The following is a 22058-nucleotide window of genomic DNA, read 5'->3' on the forward strand; positions in this document are numbered from 1 at the left end:
AACACGGGTTCGAATCCCGTACGGACTATATTTTTGAGTGACTTAGGTTACTCTTTTTATTTTGTTTCTTTTTTTTATATGTTATAATAGCTTATAATACTATTTTTGAGGTGAATTTATGTCTAAAGTTTTTGTTTTTGGTCATCAAAACCCTGATTCTGATGCGATTGGGTCTTCTTATGGATACGCTTATTTGAAACGTCAACTTGGCGTTGATGCTGAAGCTGTTGCTTTAGGTACTCCTAACGAAGAAACTGCTTTCGTTCTTGATTATTTTGGTGTTGAGGCACCACGAGTTGTTGAATCAGCTCTGTCAGAGGGAGTTAATCAAGTAATTCTTACAGACCATAATGAGTTTCAACAATCTATTTCAGATATTAAGGATGTTGAGGTTATTGAGGTAGTAGACCATCATCGTGTGGCTAACTTTGAAACTGCTAATCCATTAATGATGCGATTGGAACCTGTTGGATCTGCATCTTCAATTGTTTATCGTATGTTTAAAGAAAACAATGTTGAAGTTCCTAAGGAAGTGGCTGGGTTGCTTTTGTCAGGTTTGATTTCAGATACTCTTCTTCTTAAATCTCCAACTACACATGCTTCAGATCCTGCAGTCGCAGCTGAACTTGCAGAAATTGCTGGTGTTAATCTAGAAGAATATGGTCTAGCTATGCTTAAAGCTGGTACTAATCTTTCTTCTAAATCTGCTGAAGAACTTATTGATATTGATGCCAAAACTTTCGAATTGAATGGCAATCAAGTTCGTGTTGCACAAGTTAATACTGTTGATATTGCCGATGTTCTTTCTCGTCAAGAGGAAATCGAAGAAGCTATTAATAACTCAATTAAAAGCAATGGATACTCTGACTTTGTCTTAATGATTACTGATATCCTTAATTCAAATTCAGAAATTCTTGCACTTGGTTCAAATACTGATAATGTTGAAAATGCCTTTGATTTTGTTTTAGAAAATAATCATGCTTTCCTTGAAGGTGCCGTTTCTCGTAAGAAACAAGTAGTACCACAGTTGACTGAAAGCTTTAATGCATAAAATTAGGCCGTCAGGCCTTTTTTTAGTGGTCTGATTAATGGTATAATACTTCTTATGATAATACAATTTAACCCAAACAAACTATGTAAGCAAGCTTTTTTTATGGAAATAGTGAATTATCTATATCTTAATCAGCCTGTGACCCTGAGAGCAATAAAAAGGCAGTTTCCTTTTCAAAAGAATATAGATAAATTAATTGAGGAGTTTGTTAAAGCAGGCTATATTGAACGATTCGAGAAACGTTATCGTTTATTAATTAATCTAGTGACGGATTCTTCTACAATTGACTTAGACCAGCATTTTTTTATTAATGATGATTCTTCCTGTTATTTAGAACTATTAAATCGTAGTTTTGTTACTGAGATATCTAATTCAACTAATGATGCTGTTATTATCGAACAAACGGGTATTACGCGAGACGAACTTACGATTTCAAATTATTTCTATAAATTAAGAGAAAATCTACCATTATCTGAAGAGCAGAATAGATTATATGACATATTAGGGGATGTTAATCCTGAATACTTTTTGAAACATGTAACGACTTTTCTATTAAAATACATAAGGAAGGAATATGTACTTCAAAAGAGGAGGAATATTTTTGTTGATGCTTTAGAATTATTAGGGTATCTTATTCAAGTAGAAGAAGGTCGTTATCTTTTGAATATGGACTTAGATTCTGAAGCATTAGTTTTTAGTGCAAAAAAAGACTAGTAATATTACTAGTCTTTTTTATGACAACTTTAACGATTCCTTAGTTCAAGATAACGTTTGTACCAGATGTTAACATAAGATTGTGAAAATGGCCCCTTACCATTGTTAATCCAATCTACTAAGATTTTAACATGTTCCTTTAAGATATAGTCAATATCAGGAGAGTAATGCATTTCTTTTTTATGTGTTTCATACTCATCTACATCTAGCAATTTTTTTTCACCATCAGCGAAGACTTTGACATCTAGGTCGTAGTCAATATATTTTAGTGCTTCTTGGTCCAAAATATATGGACTAGCTAAATTGCAGTAGTAGGAAATGCCGTTATCCCTAATCATGGCTATAATATTAAACCAGTATTTTTTGTGGAAATAAACAATAGCAGGTTCACGTGTTACCCATCGTCTTCCGTCTGCTTCAGTAACGAGGGTGTGGTCGTTAACGCCAATAACAGCATTCTCAGTTGTCTTTAGTACCATAGTATCGCGCCAAGTACGGTGCAAACTACCATCATGCTTATAACTTTGAATTGTGATAAAGTCGCCTTCTTTTGGTAATTTCATGGCGTCCTCTTTCTACAATAAGGGTTATCCCCACTATTGTATCATAATTTTGTGAAAAGAGGGGGGAATTCCTATAAATATTCTCTTAGAGCGGATGCTATGGCATCAAAGTCATAACCTTTTCTGGCTAAAGATTGTGTCAAGCGCTGCTTAAGTTCATAACCGTCGTATTTTTTACTAAATTTTTGATATTGCTTATCTATTTCTTTATAAAGGAGAGCTTGTTCAGTTTCTTCATCTGCTTCAAGTTCTAGATGATTGATTGCTAGTTTACTTTCTTGAAATGAAAAACCTTTATTGATAAGGCTTTGAGTTAATTTATCTTTTAGGGCTTTAGATGGTAGTTTTCCCTGATATTTTCGTAACAGTTTTGAAGCTACTCTAATGGCTAATTCTGAGAAGTCAAATTGACTTAAAACATCATCAATGATCTGTTTGTTACAACCTTTTTGAAGCCATTTTTGCTTCAGCACATAGGCTCCTTTATCGCCTGAATTCAGATTTTGTTGAGCTAGACTTTCTAGGAGTTTGTAATCATCAATCCAGTGATCTTTTTTTAGATTATCAATAATTTTTGGAATTATATGAGGGTTTATTTCATGTTTAAAAAGGTAATCTTTTACCTCTTTCTCAGTACGTTGTTTAAAGGAAATAAAATAGAGGGCTAAATTTTTACCATGCGAGAACTGGGCAAAGGATTTAATATTCTCTAGTTGATCTTTGTCCAGTATCATTTCTTTTGTCAACATGTATTTAACGATGGTATCTTCTGTAACGTAGAGACTCTCTTTTTTGTCTATCTCAAGGAGATAAAGTCTCTTTTTCTTCTCGATTTTTGTGATTTTCATAGTTATTATTATATCAAAATGTTAGAATGGTAGTATGAATTTACAAGTGAAACAGCGTATCCCGCTTAAGATAAAACGCATGGGAATCAATGGCGAAGGCATTGGTTTTTATAAGAAAACTCTAGTTTTTGTGCCAGGGGCTTTGAAGGGTGAAGAAGTATTTTGTCAGGTTGTTTCTGTTAAGAGAAACTTTGTTCAGGCAAAATTATTAAAGATTAATAAGCCTTCTAAGTTTCGTGTTGAACCTGCATGTAGTATTTATGAAGACTGTGGCGGTTGCCAGTTAATGCATCTTCGTTATGATAAGCAATTAGAGTTTAAAACTGACTTATTAGGACAAGCCTTGAAGAAGTTTAAACCGACTAATTTTGAGTCATATGACATTCGTCCAACAATAGGGATGGAGCAACCACAACATTACCGAGCCAAACTACAATTTCAAACCCGTTCTTTTGGTGGTTCAGTCAAAGCTGGCTTATTTGCGGAAGGGAGTCATCGCCTCATTAATATTGATGATTGCCTAGTTCAGGATGAGCTAACTCAAGTCATCATGAATAAGGTGACAAATTTGTTAGATAAATACAAGTTCCCAATTTATAATGAGCGTAAAATTTCTGGAATTCGGACCGTTATGATACGACGTGCTTTGGGTTCAAATCAGGTCCAGTTGATTTTTGTAACCTCTAAATCAGTTTCTTTCACTAAATTGGTTAAGGAATTGACGGAAAGTTTTCCAGAGATTGTAACTATTGCTGTCAATTATAATTATTCGAAATCTAGCGAGATTTATGGTCAAGAGACGGAAATTCTTTGGGGGCAAGACGCTATTCAAGAAGAGGTACTGGACTATAACTTTGCTCTCTCTCCTCGTGCATTTTACCAGTTGAATCCTCAACAAACAGAGGTACTCTATGGTCAGGCCGTTGAAGCTTTGGATGTAGGTAAGGCTGAACACCTTATTGATGCTTATTGTGGGGTTGGTACTATTGGACTTGCTTTTGCAAATAAGGTAAAGAGTATTCGAGGTATGGATATTATTCCAGAGGCTATTGAGGATGCTAGAAAGAATGCTAAATCACTTGGGTTGGAGAATGCTCACTATGAGGTGGGTAAGGCTGAGGATATCATTCCTCGTTGGTACAAGGAAGGCTATCGAGCAGATGCTCTTATTGTGGATCCACCTAGAACTGGTTTAGATGATAAGCTACTTAAAACGATACTGGCCTACACTCCTGAAAAAATGGTTTATGTTTCATGTAATGTATCTACTTTGGCTAGAGACCTAGTTTCTTTGGCTAAAGTTTATGATGTTAATTATATTCAGTCAGTAGACATGTTTCCTCATACAGCTCGAACAGAAGCAGTTGTGAAGCTAACTAAGAAAATGTGATAAAACCTAACATAAAAAACAAGAAATTTTCCAAATTGTTGGAAAATTTCTTTATTTTTCTGAAAAATAGGAGTATAATAGGCTTATCGATTTTTTAAAGGAGGAGCGTATGAAAAAGAGCTTCATTCATCAACAAGAGGAAATTTCTTTTGTGAAGAATACTTTTACACAGTATTTGATTGATAAACTTGACGTCGTTGAAGTGCAAGGGCCTATTTTGAGTAAGGTCGGGGATGGTATGCAGGATAATTTGAGCGGTATTGAAAATCCTGTAACTGTTAATGTGCTTCAGATTCCTGACGCAACATACGAAGTTGTTCACTCATTAGCAAAATGGAAACGCCATACTTTGGCTCGTTTTGGTTTCAATGAAGGTGAAGGGCTCGTGGTTAATATGAAGGCTCTTCGTCCAGATGAAGATTCATTGGATGCAACGCACTCTGTTTACGTTGACCAATGGGACTGGGAAAAAGTTATTCCTGACGGACATCGTAATATCGCTTACTTGAAAGAAACTGTTGAAACCATTTATAAGGTTATTCGTTTGACTGAGCTAGCAGTTGAAGCACGTTACGATATTGAAGCTATTTTACCTAAGAAAATTACCTTCATCCATTCAGAAGAACTTGTTGAGAAGTACCCTGATTTGACACCAAAAGAGCGTGAAGATGCTATTACTAAGGAATATGGTGCTGTATTCTTGATTGGTATCGGTGGTGTTCTTCCTGATGGAAAACCACATGATGGTCGTGCACCTGACTATGATGACTGGACAACTGAGTCTGAGAATGGTTACCATGGTTTGAATGGGGATATCTTGGTTTGGAATGAACAATTAGGACATGCCTTTGAATTGTCATCAATGGGTATTCGTGTTGATGAAGATGCCCTTAAACGTCAGGTTGAAATTACTGGCGACCAAGATCGTTTGAAATTGGATTGGCACCAAGCCTTGTTACATGGCCTTTTCCCACTAACAATTGGTGGAGGTATTGGTCAGTCACGTATGGCTATGTTCTTGCTTCGTAAGAAACATATTGGTGAGGTTCAAACTTCAGTTTGGCCAGATGCCGTTCGTGAAAGTTACGAAAATATCTTGTAAAAAAAGCACTAACGAAAGTTAGTGTTTTTTGGTTAGCAATTGCTGTGTATAATTGCTCAACGAATTTTCTATTGGAGTAGATATCAAGAGAGATGACTTATTTTTTCATAAAGAAAAAACCTATCCCTTGAAGGAGATAGGTTTTTAGATTAATCGTCACTACGGAAAAAAGCATCGTAAAGAGCTCTGACAGCTGCTTTTTCTTGCTCAGTTTCAATTACAAACATAACAGAAACCTCACTAGAACCTTGAGAAATCATTTCTAGGTTAATATGTTTTTCAGAGAGCGCTTTAGCCGCTGTCGCTGTAACACCGATGTGGTCTTTCATATTTTCACCAACAATCATGAGGATTGAAAGGCCATGTTCAATTTCAACTTCATCAACACCGAGTTCACGAGTCAAGTATGAAAGAATTTCTTGTTCTTTGATTGGGGTAAGTTCACGTTCTCGAATAATGATTGAGAGATCATCAATTCCAGAAGGCATGTGTTCCCAACGGATGTTTAAATCTTCCAAAATTTGGAGAACCTTACGTCCAAAACCAACTTCACGGTTCATGAGGTATTTGCTCATATTGATGCTGACGAATTCATCATCACTCGCGATACCAACGACAGGAACAGTTGCACCCTTGTGTTCAAGAATAATGCGTGTGCCTGGGTGGTCTGGGTTATTTGTATTTTTAATAACGAGTGGAATTTTACCACGGTAGGCAGGGAGAAGGGCTTCGTCATGAAGAACTGAGAAGCCAGCATACGCCAATTCACGCATTTCCTTGTAAGTCAACTCTGGAATTGAATGTGGTTCATGAACGACACCAGGATGGGCTGCGAAAATACCATCTACATCTGTGAAGTTTTCATATAAATCTGCCTTAACTCCAGCTGCAACGATAGAACCAGTGATATCAGAGCCTCCACGTGAGAAAGTACAAATTTGATTATCAGGGGTAACACCGAAGAAACCAGGGATAACAAGAACCTCATCTGATTCACGAAGCTCTTCCAACTTGTCATAAGCTCCTGGAAGGATACGAGCATTTCCTGGTTCGCTTGAGACAAAAATACCAGCTTGGCGAGGGTGAACGTAACGTGCTTCAATACCGTTATTACGGAAATATTCTGCGATTAATTTTGCGTTATTATCTTCCCCTGCAGCTAGGAAAGTATCATAAAGGAAATCATTGTCTTCAATAGGAAGAGTGGCAAGATCGTTGATAGATTTAGCAATCTTCGCCATTTCTGTTGATTTGAAGCCTAGCTCATCGACCATAGCTTGGTAGCGGTTAATAATCCATTCTTGGTCAGCTTTGACATCAGCACCTTTTGTGTAGTGTTTATAGTATTTAATCAAGGCGTCTGTGACTTTGGTATCTTCATCGTTACGCTTACCAGGGGCTGATACTACGACAAAGCGACGTTCAGGGTCAGATTTTACAATGTTTAAGACTTTTTCTAATTGTGTGGCTGAAGCAAGTGAGCTCCCACCGAATTTGATGACTTTCATAGTTACTCCAAAAATTTTAAATTACTCTACAATTATAGCAAAATTCTGACAATTTGTCACATTGTTTTTAAAAGCAAGTAAGATTTAGTCTGATTATGGTACAATAAGGAAAGAAAAGGAGGATATCCCGTGGTAGAGGCAATTATTTTTGATATGGATGGTGTCCTTTTTGACACTGAAAAATATTATTATGATCGACGTGCAAATTTCTTAGCTCAAAAGGGAATTTCAATAGACCATTTACCCCCGTCTTTCTTTATAGGTGGAAATACCAAGCAAGTTTGGGAAAATATTCTCAGAGATGACTATGATAACTGGGATGTGCCAACTTTACAAGAAGAGTATAATGCCTATAAACAAGACAACCCCTTACCCTATAAAGAATTAATCTTTCCTGATGTTTTCAAGGTCTTGAATGAAGTGAATTCTCGAGGGTTGAAAATAGGTTTAGCTTCTAGCTCAGTAAAGGCAGATATCCTTAGAGCTTTGGAGGAAAATCATTTGAATGGTTTCTTTGATGTGGTTCTCTCAGGAGAAGAATTTAAGGAGAGTAAACCCAATCCAGAGATTTATCTGACAGCATTACAGCATTTGAACGTGGAAGCAAATCAGGCGCTGATTATCGAAGATAGCGAAAAGGGGATTGCTGCCGGAGTCGCTGCAGGTGTTGAGGTTTGGGCCATTAAAGATAATCGTTTTGGCATGGATCAAGGTGCAGCCAAAGGCTTGTTGGATAACCTTATAGATGTTTTAGATTTATTAAAATAGAAGAGACACCGAGTTGTAGAACTCGGTGTTTTGATGTATCAAATTAAAAAACTCTAAGTTTCTGTTGACCTTTAGATGGACTATGGTATACTAGAAAATAACGATGAATGATTTGATAATCAAATTATCTATTCATCAAATAAAATTGTGATAAAAATATAAAGAACATACGTTTTTCATATAGGAACTAGTTATCGGAGGAATGCAAAAAATGGCTTACGAAACAATTCTTTATAGTGTTGAAGATGGAGTAGCAACTTTAACACTTAATCGTCCAGAAGTGCAAAATGGGTTTAATATTCCAGTTTGTGATGAGATTATGGCTGCAATTGAGGAAGCTAAACAAGACGCGTCAGTAAAATTCTTGGTAATCAATGCTAATGGGAAAGTCTTTTCTGTTGGTGGTGACCTTGATCAAATGCAAAAAGCGGTTGCTTTAGATGATGTACAGTCTTTGGTTCGTATTGCTGAGCAGGTAAATGAAATTTCTTTTGCTCTTAAAAAATTGCCTAAACCAGTTATCATGGTAGTTGATGGACCATGTGCAGGTGCTGCAGCTAACTTAGCTGTTGCTGCTGATTTTACGATTGCATCAGATAAAGCTAAATTCATCCAAGCTTTTGTAGGTGTTGGTTTGGCACCTGACGCTGGAGGTCTCTACCTTTTGACACGTTCAATCGGTATTAACCGTGCGACTCAAATTACCATGACAGGAGAACCAGTATCAGCTGAAAAAGCCTTGGCCTGGGGAATTGCCTACAAAGTTGTTGAGTCAGAAAAACTTGAAAAAACTGTGGGTCAATTGATTAAAAAATTGAACCGCTCTTCAGTGAATTCCTTTAAAGCCATTAAAGAAATGGTCTGGGAATCTGAATTTGCAGGATGGGAAAATTACGCTAAGTTGGAACTTGATTTGCAAAAATCTCTTGCCTTCACTGAGGACTTCAAAGAAGGGGTACGTGCTTACAGTGAGCGTCGTCGACCTAAATTCCAAGGGAAATAACCACATTTTCTAAAAGAAAAACTAAAGTTTTTTAATCGGGCTTGCGAATTTAGTTTGAGTCTGATATAATTTGAAAGTCAAAGTTTTATTGAAAGGAGTCTGGTGTGAATTACGACAAAATTGATGGCTATCTTGTTGATATTTTTAATAACGTAGTTATTATCGAAGAAGCAAGTTTAAAGAATTCAAAATTTAACGATGTTTCCCTCAAGGAAATGCATACCATTGATGTGATCGGTACACATCCAGATACGACACCAAGTGCAGTAGCTAAAGAACTCATGCTAACTCTTGGTACTGTAACAACTTCTCTCAATAAACTTGAAAAGAAAGGTTATATTGTCCGTACGCGTTCATCAGTTGACCGTCGTGTGGTCCATCTATCGCTTTCTAAAAAGGGTCGTTTGGTATATCGTCTTCACCGTCGTTTTCATAAATCAATGGTGATGAGGATTACGGAAGGCTTTAACGACGAGGAATTGAAGGTTATGAGCAAGGGATTGGAAAATCTCCACGCCTTTCTTGAGGAGTTGAAATAATGGCATTTGCAAAAATTAGTCAGGTTGCCCATTATGCACCTGCTCAGGTCGTGACCAATGATGACCTATCAAAAATCATGGATACTAGCGATGAGTGGATTCGCTCGCGTACAGGTATTCAGGAACGTCGCATCTCATTGAATGAGAACACGAGTGATTTAGCTACCAATGTTGCTCATCAGCTATTAGAAAAATCAGGATTAGCTCCTGAGGAGCTAGACTTTGTTTTAGTTGCAACGATTTCTCCTGATAGCTCGATGCCGTCAGTGGCAGCGCGTGTTCAAGGAACAATTGGAGCAGTCAATGCCTTTGCTTTTGATATTACTGCGGCATGTAGTGGGTTTGTCTTTGCCCTGGCAACCGCAGAAAAATTGATTAAGTCAGGTGTCTACAAAAGAGGTCTAGTCATTGGTGCTGAAGTCCTTTCTAAAACATTAGACTGGTCTGACCGTACAACAGCTGTCCTCTTTGGAGATGGTGCTGGCGGGGTCCTCTTGGAAGAAACTGATGAAGAACATTTCTTGGGAGAATCTTTAAATACCGATGGTAGCAAGGGTGGTCTTGAGTCAGGAGCCTCTGCAGTTATCTCGCCTTATTCAGATGAGTCTGATCAGCCTAATCCCTATATGCAAATGGATGGGAAAGCAATCTTTGATTTTGCCGTTAAGACGGTTTCAAAGAGTATTAAGGCCTTGGTTGAAGAAAAAGGTGAGCCTGATTACTTCCTTCTTCATCAAGCTAACATTCGTATTTTGGATATTATGGCTAAGAAAATTGATGTCAGTCGTGACAAATTCTTGGCAAACATGATGTCTTATGGTAATACCAGTGCGGCAAGTATCCCAATTCTGCTTTCTGAAAACGTGGCGAATGGGACCTTAAAATTAGACAGCGGTCAAACAATTCTCTTATCAGGTTTTGGTGGGGGTTTGACATGGGGCAGTCTTATTGTTAAAATCTAGTTATATAAATTATGCACCAGCATAGATTATAAGAAATATATTTATCTTAAAGGAGAAATTAAAATGGCAGTATTTGAAAAAGTACAAGAAATCATCGTTGAAGAACTTGGGAAAGATGCAGAAGAAGTAAAAGTAGAAACTACTTTTGACGAACTTGACGCTGACTCACTTGACGTGTTCCAAGTTATCTCAGAAATCGAAGATGAGTTCGATATCCAAATCGAAACTGAAGAAGGTCTTAACACTGTTGGTGACCTTGTTGCTTACGTAGAAGAAAAAACTAAATAAGCAGGGCATAGAGAATATTCTTATTTGGGATATTCTCCTTTGTTTATACAATTACTTTGATTATTAAACTATTTATTTGATTAGAAAATCGAAAAAAGGTGCAAAATGAAATCTCGTATTACAGAACTGTTAGGAATTAAATATCCAATCTTCCAAGGTGGTATGGCCTGGGTTGCTGATGGTGACTTGGCAGGAGCCGTTTCAAATGCTGGTGGACTCGGAATTATTGGTGGTGGTAATGCCCCTAAAGAAGTGGTAAAAGCTAACATTGATAGAGTAAAACAAATCACTGACAAACCATTCGGTGTTAATATCATGCTTTTGTCACCATTTGCAGATGACATCGTCGACCTCGTTATCGAAGAGGGCGTTAAGGTTGTTACAACAGGAGCCGGAAACCCAGGTAAATATATGGAGCGTTTCCACGAAGCTGGAATTACAGTAATCCCAGTTATTCCATCGGTAGCACTTGCTAAACGTATGGAAAAACTTGGAGCAGATGCTGTTGTCGCAGAAGGTATGGAAGCTGGTGGTCACATCGGTAAATTGACAACTATGGCACTTGTTCGCCAAGTTGCTGATGCGGTATCTATCCCAGTTATTGGAGCTGGTGGTGTTGCTGATGGACGTGGTATGGCTGCTGTTCTTATGCTTGGAGCAGAAGCCGTTCAGGTTGGTACGCGTTTCGCTGTTGCTAAAGAATCTAATGCACACCAAAACTTCAAAGATAAGATTTTGAAGGCTAAAGATATTGATACTGTTATTTCAGCCTCAGTTGTTGGACACCCAGTTCGTGCGATTAAGAATAAATTGGCTACTGAATATAACCAAGCTGAAAAAGATTTCTTGGCTGGTAAGAAGACTCAAGAGGAAATTGAAGAGCTTGGTGCAGGTGCCCTTCGTAACGCGGTTGTTGATGGAGATGTGGAATATGGTTCAGTTATGGCTGGACAAATTGCAGGTCTTGTTCGTAAAGAAGAAACATGTGCAGAAATCTTGGAAGACCTATACACAGGTGCTGCCAAGGTGATTAAAGAAGAAGCTGCTCGTTGGGCAGATGTAAACGTCTAAAAACGTCGAAAGGATTAGGATAGTGACAAAACGTGCGTTCTTATTTGCTGGTCAAGGGGCTCAGAAATTGGGCATGGCGAGCGATTTGTATGCGACTTATCCCGTTGTCAAAGAGACATTTGATACGGCTAGTCGTATTCTAGGTTATGATTTGCGTGAATTGATTGATTCTAACGAAGAAAAACTTAATCAGACACGCTATACTCAACCAGCTATTTTGACAACGTCAGTAGCCATTTATCGCCTTTTGGCAGAAAATGGTATCACTCCTGATATTGTTGCCGGTCTCTCTTTGGGTGAATATTCTGCCCTAGTTGCGGCCGGAGCACTCTCATTTGAGGATGCGGTAGCCTTGGTTGCTAAACGTGGAGAATTCATGGAAACAGCTGCTCCTGCTGGAAGTGGGAAAATGGTTGCTGTCATGAATACAGATCCAAGTTTGATTGAAGAAATCTGTCAAAAAGCATCTGAAAAGGGTGTAGTAACGCCTGCTAACTATAATACTCCAGCACAAATTGTTATTGGTGGTGAAGTTGAGGCTGTTGATTATGCTGTGGAATTGCTTAAAGAAGCTGGTGCTAAACGTCTGATTCCTCTTAATGTTTCAGGGCCGTTCCATACAGCTTTACTTGAATCAGCTAGTCAAAAATTGGCAGCAGAACTTGAGAAAGTGTCATTCAAGGACTTTACGCTTCCTTTAGTAGGTAATACTGAGGCTCAAATCATGAAGTCAGAAGACGTCAAAGCACTTTTGGCTCGTCAGGTGATGGAACCTGTACGTTTTTATGATTCGATTGCCACTATCCAAGAATTTGGTGTAGATGAAGTAATTGAGATTGGTCCAGGAAAAGTCTTGTCAGGCTTCTTGAAGAAAATTGATAAAACCTTACCAACTCATAATGTTGAAGATCAAGCTAGTCTTGATGCCCTTCTTAATGCTTAAAACGAGGTAAACATGGAACTTAAGAATAAAAATGTTTTTGTAACAGGTTCAACACGTGGAATTGGATTAGCTGTGGCACACAAATTTGCTAGTCTTGGTGCCAATGTTGTTTTAAATGGACGTTCTGAAATCTCTGAGGACTTGCTTGCACAGTTTGCAGATTATGGTGTAACTGTTGTAGGTATCTCAGGTGATATTTCTAACGGTGAAGATGCTAAACGTATGGTAGCTGAAGCTATTGAAAAGCTTGGTAGTGTTGATGTTCTAGTTAATAATGCTGGGATCACTAACGATAAGTTGATGTTGAAGATGAGTGAAGAAGATTTTGAACGTGTCTTGAAAATCAACTTGACTGGTGCTTTCAATATGACACAGGCTGTCTTAAAACCAATGTCTAAGGCTCGTCAAGGTGCCATCATCAATATGTCATCTGTTGTAGGTCTCATGGGGAATATTGGTCAAGCTAACTATGCGGCTTCAAAAGCTGGTTTGATTGGTTTTACAAAATCAGTGGCGCGTGAAGTTGCGGCTCGTGGTGTCCGTGTCAATGCTATTGCTCCTGGTTTCATTGAATCAGATATGACTGACGCTATTCCAGAGAAAATGAAAGATGCTATGATTGCTCAAGTGCCAATGAAACGTATTGGTCAAGCAGAAGAAGTGGCTGAAGTTGCAGCATTCTTGGCTAGTCAAGAATATCTCACAGGTCAAACCATCGCTATTGATGGTGGTATGACCATGCAATAATTGAATGTCAATATAAAAAATCATTTACTAGAATATCCATCCGACAAAAGGAGAATATATATGTCTACAAATCGTGTTGTTGTTACAGGTTACGGCGTAACCTCACCAATCGGTAATACACCAGAAGAATTTTGGAACAGTCTTCATGACGGTAAAATTGGTATCAAACCAATTACGAAGTTCGATGCTTCTGAAATTCCAGTCTTTAACGCTGGTGAAATCCAAGATTTCCCGTTCGATAAGTACTTTGTGAAAAAAGATACTAACCGTATGGACACTTACTCACTTTATGCGATTTATGCTGCTATGGAAGCTCTTGAAAATTCAGGACTTAACATGGAAGAAGAAGATCGTGATCGTGTTGGTGTCATCGTGTCATCTGGTATCGGTGGTCTTCAAGAACTTGAAGATCAAATCATTCGTATGCACGAACGTGGGATGAAACGTATCAAACCAATGTTTATCCCTAAAGCACTTTCAAACATGGGTGCTGGTAACATTGCTCTTAAAATTGGTGCTCAAGGGGTATGTAAATCAGTGACGACTGCTTGTGCCTCTGCCAATGATGCAATCGGTGAAGCCTTCCGTGAAATTAAATTCGGTTTGCATGATGTTGTCTTGGCTGGTGGTGCTGAAGCTTCAATCACTAAGATTGGTATTGGTGGTTTCAATGCTCTTACAGCACTTTCAACAACAGAGGATCCAGAACGTTCATCAATTCCATTTGATAAAGACCGTAATGGTTTTGTTATGGGTGAAGGTGCAGGGGTTCTCGTTATCGAAAGCTTGGAACATGCCCAAAAACGTGGTGCTAACATCTTGGCTGAGATTGTTGGTTACGGATCAAACTGTGATGCCTACCACATGACAACACCAACTCCAGACGGTTCAGGTGCTGCTAAAGCAATTAAATTGGCTATCAATGAAGCTGGTATCAAACCTGAAGATGTTGATTATGTCAATGCTCACGGGACATCAACACCTGCTAATGAAAAGGGTGAAAGTGGTGCCATTGTTTCTGTACTTGGTAAAGATGTTCCAGTTTCATCTACTAAATCATTTACAGGTCACTTGCTAGGTGCTGCTGGTGCGGTTGAGGCTATTGCAACAATCGAAGCTATTCGTCATAGCTATGTACCAAAAACTGCTGGTACAAAAGAATTGTCTGACTACATCGAAGCTAATGTTGTTTATGGTGAAGGTCAAGAAGCTGATATTGAGTACGCAATTTCAAATACTTTCGGTTTTGGTGGACACAATGCTGTTCTTGCCTTTAAACGTTGGGAGGCTTAATTCATGAATATTTCTGAAATCAAAGATTTGTTGGCTCAATTTGATGCATCAACTTTGCGTGAATTTTCATACAAAAACAATGGTGAAGAATTGAACTTGAGCAAAAATCAAACAAGTTCAGTAACAGCTGCCCCAGTAGCTCCTACAGTTGAAGTAGTTGCGCCAGCTCCTCAGGCTCCGGTTGCTCCAGTAGCAGCACCTGCTGCTGTTGAAACTCCAGCAACACCAGTTGAAGAAGCTTCTGCACCAGCTCAAGCTGCTGAAGGAGAAGTGGTTGAAAGTCCACTTGTCGGTGTGGCTTACTTGTCTCCATCACCTGAAAAACCAGCCTTTGTTTCTGTTGGCGACACTGTTAAGAAAGGTCAAACTCTTCTTATCGTTGAAGCGATGAAGGTTATGAATGAAGTGCCAGCGCCTAAAGATGGTGTTATTACTGAGATCTTGGTAGCGAATGAAGAAGTTGTTGACTATGGAAAAGGATTGGTACGCATCAAATGACAATTGATATTAATGCTATTCGTGAAGCTTTACCACACCGTTATCCAATGCTTTTGGTTGACCGTGTGCTAGAAGTTTCAGAAGACGAAATCACAGCTATTAAAAATGTAACGATCAATGAACCTTTCTTTAATGGACATTTTCCTCAATACCCAGTTATGCCTGGCGTTCTTATCATGGAAGCTCTTGCGCAAACAGCTGGTGTTCTTGAATTGTCTAAACCTGAAAATAAGGGCAAATTAGTCTTTTACGCAGGTATGGATAAGGTTAAATTTAAAAAACAAGTGGTTCCTGGTGACCAACTTGTTATGACAGCTAAGTTTGTTAAACGTCGTGGAACAATTGCTGTTGTTGAAGCTAAGGCTGAAGTCGATGGTAAACTTGCTGCATCAGGTACTTTGACTTTTGCTATTGGAAGCTAATGTTTTGTGAAAATCCTTCTGGCGACAGTCGGAAAGGATTTTTCTTTAGACATTGGTCTATCACATAGAAAGGAAATCAACACAGACTATCAAAAAATGTCTGATGTTATCTTGTTTTATGTTTAAAAAATTATTGATTGCCAATCGTGGTGAAATTGCAGTGCGTATTATCCGTGCAGCGCGTGAATTGGGTATCCAAACGGTTGCTATTTATTCTGAAGCAGATAAGGATTCTCTCCATACTATGCTTGCTGATGAAGCTATTTGTATCGGGCCTGCAAAATCAACGGATTCTTATTTGAATATGAATCGTGTCCTATCAGCTGCTATTGTGACTGAGGCTCAAGCTATTCACCCAGGGTTTGGTTTCTTGAGTGAAAACTCTAAATTTGCCACTCTCTGTGAAGAAATGAACATCAAGTTTATTGGTCCTTCAGGCGAAGTCATGGACAAGATGGGTGACAAAATCAATGCCCGTGCTGAAATGATTAAGGCTAATGTCCCTGTAATTCCTGGTTCAGATGGTGAAGTCTTTACAGCTGAGGAGGCTTTGGAAGTTGCCAACCGTCTTGGTTACCCAGTCATGCTTAAGGCTTCTGCTGGTGGTGGCGGTAAGGGGATTCGTAAGGTTAACACTGAAGAAGAGTTAGCTCCCGCTTTCGAATCTGCGTCACAAGAAGCTAAAGCAGCCTTTGGTAATGGGGCGATGTATATTGAAAAAGTTATTTACCCAGCTCGTCATATCGAGGTTCAGATTTTGGGAGATAGCTACGGTAACATTGTTCACCTTGGTGAGCGCGATTGCTCTCTTCAACGTAATAACCAAAAGGTCTTGGAAGAATCACCTTCAGTTGCTATTGGTAAGACTCTTCGACACGAAATTGGTTCAGCGGCTGTCCGTGCTGCTAAGGCTGTTAATTATGAAAATGCGGGTACTATTGAGTTTCTTCTTGATGAAAAAACAGGTCAGTTCTACTTCATGGAAATGAATACCCGAGTTCAAGTTGAGCACCCAGTTACAGAATTTGTAAGTGGTGTGGATATTGTTAAAGAACAAATCCGTATTGCCGCAGGTGAAAAACTCTCTGTGACCCAAGATGATATTGAAATCAAGGGACATGCTATTGAGTGTCGTATCAATGCAGAAAATCCTAAGTTCAACTTTGCACCTAGTCCAGGGAAAATTAGCAATCTCTACCTACCTAGTGGTGGTGTTGGTCTTCGTGTAGACAGTGCAGTTTATCCTGGCTATACTATTCCACCTTACTATGATTCAATGATTGCCAAAATCATTGTTCATGGAGAGAATCGATTTGAGGCACTCATGAAGATGCAACGTGCCCTTTACGAGCTCGAAATCGATGGTGTTGTGACTAATGCTGACTTCCAGTTGGATTTGATTTCAGATCGTAGCGTTATCGCTGGGGATTATGATACTTCCTTCTTGATGGAGACCTTCCTACCAGATTATCAGAATCGTGAGGAATAAAGTTTATGGGATTATTTGATCGAAAAGAAAAGTATATCCGTATCAATCCTAACCGTTCTGTACGTAATGGGATTGATCACCAAGTGCCAGAAGTTCCAGATGAACTTTTTGCCAAATGTCCTGGTTGTAAACAAGCTATTTATCAAAAGGACTTGGGACAAGCTAAAATTTGTCCAAATTGTTCTTATACCTTCCGTATTTCAGCTAAAGAACGTCTCGATTTAACGGTTGATGAGGGGTCATTCCAAGAACTTTTTACTGGTATTAAAACTGAAAATCCATTGAATTTCCCAGGTTATATGGAGAAATTAGCAGCGACTAAGGAAAAAACGGGTCTTGATGAAGCTGTTGTAACTGGTGTTGCAACTATCAAGGGGCAAAAAACAGCCTTGGCCATTATGGATTCTAACTTTATCATGGCTTCAATGGGAACTGTTGTTGGTGAAAAAATCACCCAGCTATTTGAACATGCGATTGAAAAAAAACTTCCAGTTGTTATTTTTACAGCATCTGGTGGTGCTCGTATGCAAGAAGGTATTATGAGTTTGATGCAAATGGCTAAGATTTCAGCAGCCGTAAAACGTCATTCTAATGCTGGCTTGTTGTATCTGACTGTCTTGACAGATCCAACCACTGGTGGGGTTACAGCAAGTTTCGCTATGGAAGGTGATATTATCTTGGCTGAGCCACAAACCTTGATTGGTTTCGCAGGTCGTCGTGTCATTGAAAACACAGTTCGCGAAACTTTGCCAGATGATTTCCAAAAGGCTGAGTTCCTTCAAGAACATGGTTTTGTTGATGCCATTGTCAAACGTACAGAGTTGGCTGATACCATTGCCACACTCTTATCATTCCATGGAGGTGTTCAATGAGCGACGTAGCACGTATTTTAAAAGAAGCGCGTGATCAAGGCCGTTTAACTGCTTTGGACTTTGCCCAAGGAATCTTCGATGACTTTATCGAACTTCATGGCGACCGTAATTTCCGTGATGATGGTGCCGTTATTGGTGGTATTGGTCGTTTAAATGGTCAAGCTGTTACTGTAGTGGGTATTCAAAAAGGTAGAAATCTTCAAGACAACCTTAACCGTAACTTTGGCCAACCACATCCAGAGGGCTATCGTAAGGCTCTTCGACTTATGAAACAGGCTGAAAAGTTTGGTCGTCCAGTTGTTACCTTTATCAATACTGCAGGTGCTTATCCTGGTGTTGGAGCAGAGGAACGTGGACAAGGTGAGGCAATTGCGCGTAACCTTATGGAAATGAGTGATCTTAAGGTGCCAATTATTGCCATCATCATTGGTGAAGGTGGTTCGGGAGGAGCTCTTGCCTTGGCGGTAGCCGATAAGGTTTGGATGCTTGAAAATACCATCTACTCTATCTTGAGTCCGGAAGGGTTTGCGACTATTCTCTGGAAAGATGGCTCACGTTCAGAAGAGGCAGCAGAGTTGATGAAGATTACATCAGGCGAGTTGCTTAATATGGGAATCGTTGATAAGGTGATTCCAGAACGTGGTTACTTTACAAGTGAAATTATTGAAGCAATTAAGACAGCAATTGTAGATGAGTTGGCAGAATTAAGCCAATTATCAACAGAGGACTTGCTTGAAGCGCGTTATCAACGTTTTAGAAAATACTAAAAAAACATTGGGATATATCCCAATGTTTTTTAAACGGTATGACGTTCGAAGGCTTGGTCTGAGATACCTTGTTCGAGGATAAGTTTAGCCCATTCCTTAGCTGAATGAAGACTGTGATCCTTGTAGTTACCACAAGATTCAATGGTAGTTCCTGGAACATCTTCCCATGTAATCTCGTTAGCAATAGCTTCAAGACTAGATTTGATAACTTTAGCAATTTCTGTAGGATCTTGTTTACCCCACATAATCATATGGAAGCCTGTACGGCAACCAAATGGTGAGCAATCAATAAGTCCATCGATACGTTGACGAATCAGTTTAGCGAGTAGGTGTTCGATAGTATGAAGACCACCTGTATCAATACTATTTTCATTAGGTTGAATCAAACGGATATCGAAGTTTGTGATGATATCTCCTTTAGGTCCAACTTCCTCTGAAATAAGACGGACATAAGGTGCTTTTACAATGGTATGATCAAGTTCAAAACTTTCAACAGTAACGTCTTTTGGCATGGTAATACCTCCCTATTCTAATAGAGTTATGATACCACAAAATCAGTTTAAAGTTCTAGTATTTATTTGAGAATTCGCTATAAATATGATACACTAGAAGACGGTTTTCTTTAGGGAAACCTTAGAAAAGTTGAGGTAAAGACATGATAAACATGATAATTTTAGTTGTCTTTGCACTCATTGGTTTAGTCGTTGGATATTTAGCAATTTCTATTAAACTTAGCAAAGCTAAGGAACAAGCAGAAACTACCTTGCTAAAGGCAGAACAAGACGCTGTGAACCTTCGCAGTCAGGCGGAACATGATGCAGATCATCTGCGTGTGACTGCTGAACGCGAAAGTAAGGCTCAACGTAAAGAGTTCTTGTTAGAAGCAAAAGAGGAAGCTAGAAAATATCGAGAAGATATTGAAAAAGAATTCAAATCTGAACGTCAAGAGCTTAAACAAATGGAAAATCGTTTAACAGAACGTGCAACCAGCCTTGACCGTAAGGATGAAAATCTATCAAGTAAAGAACTTACCCTCGAGAAGAAAGAGCAGAGTCTTGCTGACAAATCTAAACATCTTAATGAGCGTGAAGAGAATGTGACTCAGTTGGAGGCTGAGAAGCAAGCTGAACTTGAACGTGTTGGTCAGATGACCATTGCAGAGGCGCGTGAGGTAATCTTAACGGAGACTGAGAATAATCTGACTCATGAGATTGCAACACGTATCAAAGATGCAGAAGCACAGGTTAAAGATACTGTTGATAAGAAGGCCAAAAACTTGTTGGCGCAAGCTATGCAACGCTTGGCTGGAGATTATGTTACTGAACAAACAGTAACCACTGTTCACCTTCCAGATGACAATATGAAAGGTCGTATCATTGGACGTGAGGGGCGTAACATCCGTACGCTTGAAAGTCTAACAGGTATTGACGTTATTATTGACGACACTCCAGAAGTGGTTGTCCTTTCTGGTTTTGATCCAGTTCGTCGTGAAATTGCACGTATGACTCTCGAGGCCTTGATTAAGGACGGTCGTATCCATCCGGCTCGTATTGAAGAGTTGGTTGAGAAGAGCCGTCAGGAAATGGATAACCGTATCCGTGAATATGGTGAAGAGGCAGCCTACGAAATTGGTGCTATGAATCTTCATCCTGATTTGATTAAGATTATGGGACGCTTGCAGTTCCGTACGTCGTATGGTCAAAACGTCCTTCGTCACTCAGTTGAAGTTGGTAAACTAGCAGGTATCATGGCTGGTGAATTGGGTGAAAATGTTGCCCTTGCTCGTCGTGCTGGATTCCTTCACGATATGGGGAAAGCCATTGACAAAGAAGTCGAAGGTAGCCACGTAGAGATTGGTGCAGAGTTTGCACGTAAGTACAAAGAACATCCAGTTGTGGTCAATGCCATTGCCAGCCACCATGGCGATGTAGAACCTGAGAGCGTTATTGCAGTTATTGTAGCTGCAGCAGATGCTTTGAGTTCGGCTCGTCCAGGGGCTCGTAATGAATCTGTTGAGAATTATGTCAAACGCCTTCGTGATTTGGAAGAAATTGCATCAAGCTTTGACGGTGTTCAAACAAGCTTCGCCCTTCAAGCTGGTCGTGAAATTCGTATTATGGTTCATCCAAACAAAATCTCAGATGATGAAGTTACAATCTTGTCTCACAAGGTACGTGAACAAATTGAGAAGAATTTGGATTACCCAGGAAATATTAAGGTTACAGTCATTCGTGAATTCCGTGCGGTTGACTATGCCAAATAAGATAAGAGAGCCGAAAGGCTTTTTTATTTTGCCCTTCATACTGAAAGGGGTATTCTTTTTGAAAATGTAAGAACTTTCTTATCAAATTGCGTCATTTTGGTAGATAAGTATTTGATAATGAAATATTTTGATTTTTTTTGACTGTTTTTAGTTGACAGTTATTAAAAATTTAGTATAATAGATTTTGTAAACGATTACAGAAGGAGAGATTATGCTAAAGTCTGAACGTAAGCAGATTATCTTGTCTCAGTTGAAACAAGATGGTTTTGTCACTTTGGAAAACCTAACTGTTTTGTTAAGTGATACTTCCGAGTCGACGATTCGTCGCGACTTGGACGAGTTAGCGGCAGATGGCCAACTTAAACGTGTTCATGGCGGTGCTGAAAGCATTCATGGTCTAAAGGAAGAAATTGCCAATAGTCAAAAAGCTATTAGAAACGTTCAAAAAAAGGCTCAGTTAGCTGGTTATGCTGCCGATTTGATTAAGGAAGGGGATGTCGTCTTTCTTGAGGCTAGTACAACAAATGAACTTTTGATTCCACATTTGGCTAATCGTCAGGTAACGGTTGTGACTAATTCTATCCACCATGCGGTTAAGCTGGTAGATCTTGGTGTTAGCACTAGGATTGTTGGAGGAAAGGTTAAACATTCAACGGATGCTTCTATTGGAAGTACTGCTCAAGAGCAAATCAGACAACTGAATTTTGATTGTGCGTTCATTGGTGCTAATGGCGTTGATGCTAATTATTTCACTACCCCAGACATGGAAGAGGCAGTTATTAAACGGACAGTTATAGCTAATGCGCAAAAAGCTTATGTTCTAGCGGATGCCTCTAAACTTGGTCAGATTACCTATGCTAAGGTAGCCGAGGTCGAGAAAGTAACCATAATTACAAATGCTTCGGAAGAAGAGCTCCTAAAAGAATTAAAAGAGAAAACGAGGGTTATTGAAGTATG

Annotated in this window: 24 protein-coding genes; 20 read left to right on the plus strand and 4 right to left on the minus strand. The window is 39.1% G+C overall.

All coding sequences use genetic code 11. The features are described from left to right. The first annotated feature begins 118 nt into the window (after positions 1 to 118). Both HMPREF3112_RS09745 and HMPREF3112_RS09750 read left to right on the plus strand, forming a co-directional pair. Positions 119 to 1051 carry a manganese-dependent inorganic pyrophosphatase gene (locus HMPREF3112_RS09745; RefSeq protein ID WP_048676409.1) on the plus strand — a complete coding sequence of 311 codons (933 nt, stop codon included), beginning with the start codon at positions 119 to 121 and terminating at the stop codon, positions 1049 to 1051. 54 nt (positions 1052 to 1105) lie between these two features. After that, a complete protein-coding gene (locus HMPREF3112_RS09750; RefSeq protein ID WP_048676406.1) occupies positions 1106 to 1765 on the plus strand; it encodes a DUF1803 domain-containing protein in 660 nt (219 codons plus the stop codon). 29 nt (positions 1766 to 1794) lie between these two features. Here HMPREF3112_RS09750 and HMPREF3112_RS09755 read toward each other — a convergent pair whose 3' ends face one another. Both HMPREF3112_RS09755 and recX read right to left on the minus strand, forming a co-directional pair. Further along, the gene (locus HMPREF3112_RS09755) at positions 1795 to 2328 is read right to left on the minus strand and encodes a nucleoside tri-diphosphate phosphatase (protein WP_002886644.1); all 534 of its coding nucleotides are present in this window, start codon (positions 2326 to 2328) and stop codon (positions 1795 to 1797) included. Between the two features lie 71 nt (positions 2329 to 2399). Next, a complete protein-coding gene (gene recX, locus HMPREF3112_RS09760; protein WP_048676403.1) occupies positions 2400 to 3176 on the minus strand; it encodes a recombination regulator RecX in 777 nt (258 codons plus the stop codon). Positions 3177 to 3210: 34 nt separating this feature from the next. Between recX and rlmD the strand changes: the two genes are divergently transcribed. Then, on the plus strand, positions 3211 to 4566 hold the full coding sequence (gene rlmD, locus HMPREF3112_RS09765; RefSeq protein WP_048676399.1) for a 23S rRNA (uracil(1939)-C(5))-methyltransferase RlmD: 1356 nt from the start codon (positions 3211 to 3213) through the stop codon (positions 4564 to 4566). 109 nt (positions 4567 to 4675) lie between these two features. Next, on the plus strand, positions 4676 to 5668 hold the full coding sequence (gene asnA / locus HMPREF3112_RS09770) for an aspartate--ammonia ligase (protein ID WP_014633569.1): 993 nt from the start codon (positions 4676 to 4678) through the stop codon (positions 5666 to 5668). A gap of 149 nt (positions 5669 to 5817) precedes the next feature. On the opposite strand, the gene HMPREF3112_RS09775 is transcribed toward asnA, so the two are convergent. Then, positions 5818 to 7176: an aspartate kinase gene (locus HMPREF3112_RS09775; RefSeq protein ID WP_048676396.1), complete on the minus strand. Its 1359-nt coding sequence runs from the start codon at positions 7174 to 7176 to the stop codon at positions 5818 to 5820. A 129-nt stretch (positions 7177 to 7305) separates the two neighbouring features. Between HMPREF3112_RS09775 and HMPREF3112_RS09780 the strand changes: the two genes are divergently transcribed. From HMPREF3112_RS09780 to HMPREF3112_RS09845, 14 genes are all read left to right on the plus strand, one after another. Then, positions 7306 to 7944, plus strand: coding sequence for an HAD family hydrolase (locus tag HMPREF3112_RS09780; RefSeq protein ID WP_002890035.1), 639 nt, complete (start codon positions 7306 to 7308; stop codon positions 7942 to 7944). 211 nt (positions 7945 to 8155) lie between these two features. Continuing rightward, positions 8156 to 8947 carry an enoyl-CoA hydratase gene (locus HMPREF3112_RS09785; protein WP_070439636.1) on the plus strand — a complete coding sequence of 264 codons (792 nt, stop codon included), beginning with the start codon at positions 8156 to 8158 and terminating at the stop codon, positions 8945 to 8947. 104 nt (positions 8948 to 9051) lie between these two features. Beyond that, the gene (locus HMPREF3112_RS09790) at positions 9052 to 9486 is read left to right on the plus strand and encodes a fatty acid biosynthesis transcriptional regulator FabT (RefSeq protein WP_002885562.1); all 435 of its coding nucleotides are present in this window, start codon (positions 9052 to 9054) and stop codon (positions 9484 to 9486) included. Further along, the gene (locus HMPREF3112_RS09795) at positions 9486 to 10448 is read left to right on the plus strand and encodes a beta-ketoacyl-ACP synthase III (RefSeq protein WP_037601407.1); all 963 of its coding nucleotides are present in this window, start codon (positions 9486 to 9488) and stop codon (positions 10446 to 10448) included. Before HMPREF3112_RS09790 ends, HMPREF3112_RS09795 begins: the two co-directional genes overlap by 1 nt. A gap of 63 nt (positions 10449 to 10511) precedes the next feature. Then, a complete protein-coding gene (locus tag HMPREF3112_RS09800; RefSeq protein WP_002885495.1) occupies positions 10512 to 10736 on the plus strand; it encodes an acyl carrier protein in 225 nt (74 codons plus the stop codon). Positions 10737 to 10841: 105 nt separating this feature from the next. After that, positions 10842 to 11807, plus strand: coding sequence for an enoyl-[acyl-carrier-protein] reductase FabK (gene fabK / locus HMPREF3112_RS09805; protein ID WP_002886654.1), 966 nt, complete (start codon positions 10842 to 10844; stop codon positions 11805 to 11807). 22 nt (positions 11808 to 11829) lie between these two features. Further along, positions 11830 to 12750, plus strand: coding sequence for an ACP S-malonyltransferase (gene fabD / locus HMPREF3112_RS09810; RefSeq protein ID WP_002886655.1), 921 nt, complete (start codon positions 11830 to 11832; stop codon positions 12748 to 12750). A gap of 12 nt (positions 12751 to 12762) precedes the next feature. Beyond that, entirely contained in the window at positions 12763 to 13497 is a 735-nt protein-coding gene (gene fabG, locus HMPREF3112_RS09815) for a 3-oxoacyl-[acyl-carrier-protein] reductase (protein ID WP_002886656.1), read from the plus strand. Positions 13498 to 13557: 60 nt separating this feature from the next. After that, positions 13558 to 14790 (plus strand): beta-ketoacyl-ACP synthase II, encoded by a 1233-nt coding sequence (gene fabF / locus HMPREF3112_RS09820; protein ID WP_002885574.1) that lies wholly within the window; start codon positions 13558 to 13560, stop codon positions 14788 to 14790. Positions 14791 to 14793: 3 nt separating this feature from the next. Beyond that, positions 14794 to 15288 carry an acetyl-CoA carboxylase biotin carboxyl carrier protein gene (gene accB, locus HMPREF3112_RS09825; protein ID WP_002885548.1) on the plus strand — a complete coding sequence of 165 codons (495 nt, stop codon included), beginning with the start codon at positions 14794 to 14796 and terminating at the stop codon, positions 15286 to 15288. Then, positions 15285 to 15710, plus strand: a complete 426-nt coding sequence (gene fabZ / locus HMPREF3112_RS09830) for a 3-hydroxyacyl-ACP dehydratase FabZ (RefSeq protein WP_002885470.1) — start codon at positions 15285 to 15287, stop codon at positions 15708 to 15710. The genes accB and fabZ overlap by 4 nt, the downstream gene beginning before the upstream one ends. 118 nt (positions 15711 to 15828) lie before the next feature. Beyond that, positions 15829 to 17199, plus strand: coding sequence for an acetyl-CoA carboxylase biotin carboxylase subunit (locus HMPREF3112_RS09835; RefSeq protein WP_002885488.1), 1371 nt, complete (start codon positions 15829 to 15831; stop codon positions 17197 to 17199). A 5-nt stretch (positions 17200 to 17204) separates the two neighbouring features. Beyond that, the gene (gene accD, locus HMPREF3112_RS09840; protein WP_070439638.1) at positions 17205 to 18071 is read left to right on the plus strand and encodes an acetyl-CoA carboxylase, carboxyltransferase subunit beta; all 867 of its coding nucleotides are present in this window, start codon (positions 17205 to 17207) and stop codon (positions 18069 to 18071) included. Further along, positions 18068 to 18838, plus strand: a complete 771-nt coding sequence (locus HMPREF3112_RS09845; RefSeq protein WP_002885482.1) for an acetyl-CoA carboxylase carboxyl transferase subunit alpha — start codon at positions 18068 to 18070, stop codon at positions 18836 to 18838. The genes accD and HMPREF3112_RS09845 overlap by 4 nt, the downstream gene beginning before the upstream one ends. A gap of 29 nt (positions 18839 to 18867) precedes the next feature. On the opposite strand, the gene HMPREF3112_RS09850 is transcribed toward HMPREF3112_RS09845, so the two are convergent. After that, the gene (locus HMPREF3112_RS09850) at positions 18868 to 19350 is read right to left on the minus strand and encodes an S-ribosylhomocysteine lyase (protein ID WP_002885585.1); all 483 of its coding nucleotides are present in this window, start codon (positions 19348 to 19350) and stop codon (positions 18868 to 18870) included. A gap of 143 nt (positions 19351 to 19493) precedes the next feature. Here HMPREF3112_RS09850 and HMPREF3112_RS09855 point away from each other — a divergent pair, with 143 nt between their 5' ends. Together HMPREF3112_RS09855 and HMPREF3112_RS09860 are read left to right on the plus strand one after the other, a co-directional pair. Then, on the plus strand, positions 19494 to 21101 hold the full coding sequence (locus HMPREF3112_RS09855) for a ribonuclease Y (protein ID WP_049553800.1): 1608 nt from the start codon (positions 19494 to 19496) through the stop codon (positions 21099 to 21101). A 211-nt stretch (positions 21102 to 21312) separates the two neighbouring features. Beyond that, the coding region (locus HMPREF3112_RS09860; RefSeq protein WP_070439644.1) for a DeoR/GlpR family DNA-binding transcription regulator at positions 21313 to 22058 on the plus strand (746 nt) is incomplete at its 3' end.

The sequence above is a fragment of the Streptococcus sp. HMSC10E12 genome (genome assembly GCF_001807855.1).
GTDB classification, from domain to species: Bacteria; Bacillota; Bacilli; order Lactobacillales; family Streptococcaceae; genus Streptococcus; species Streptococcus salivarius.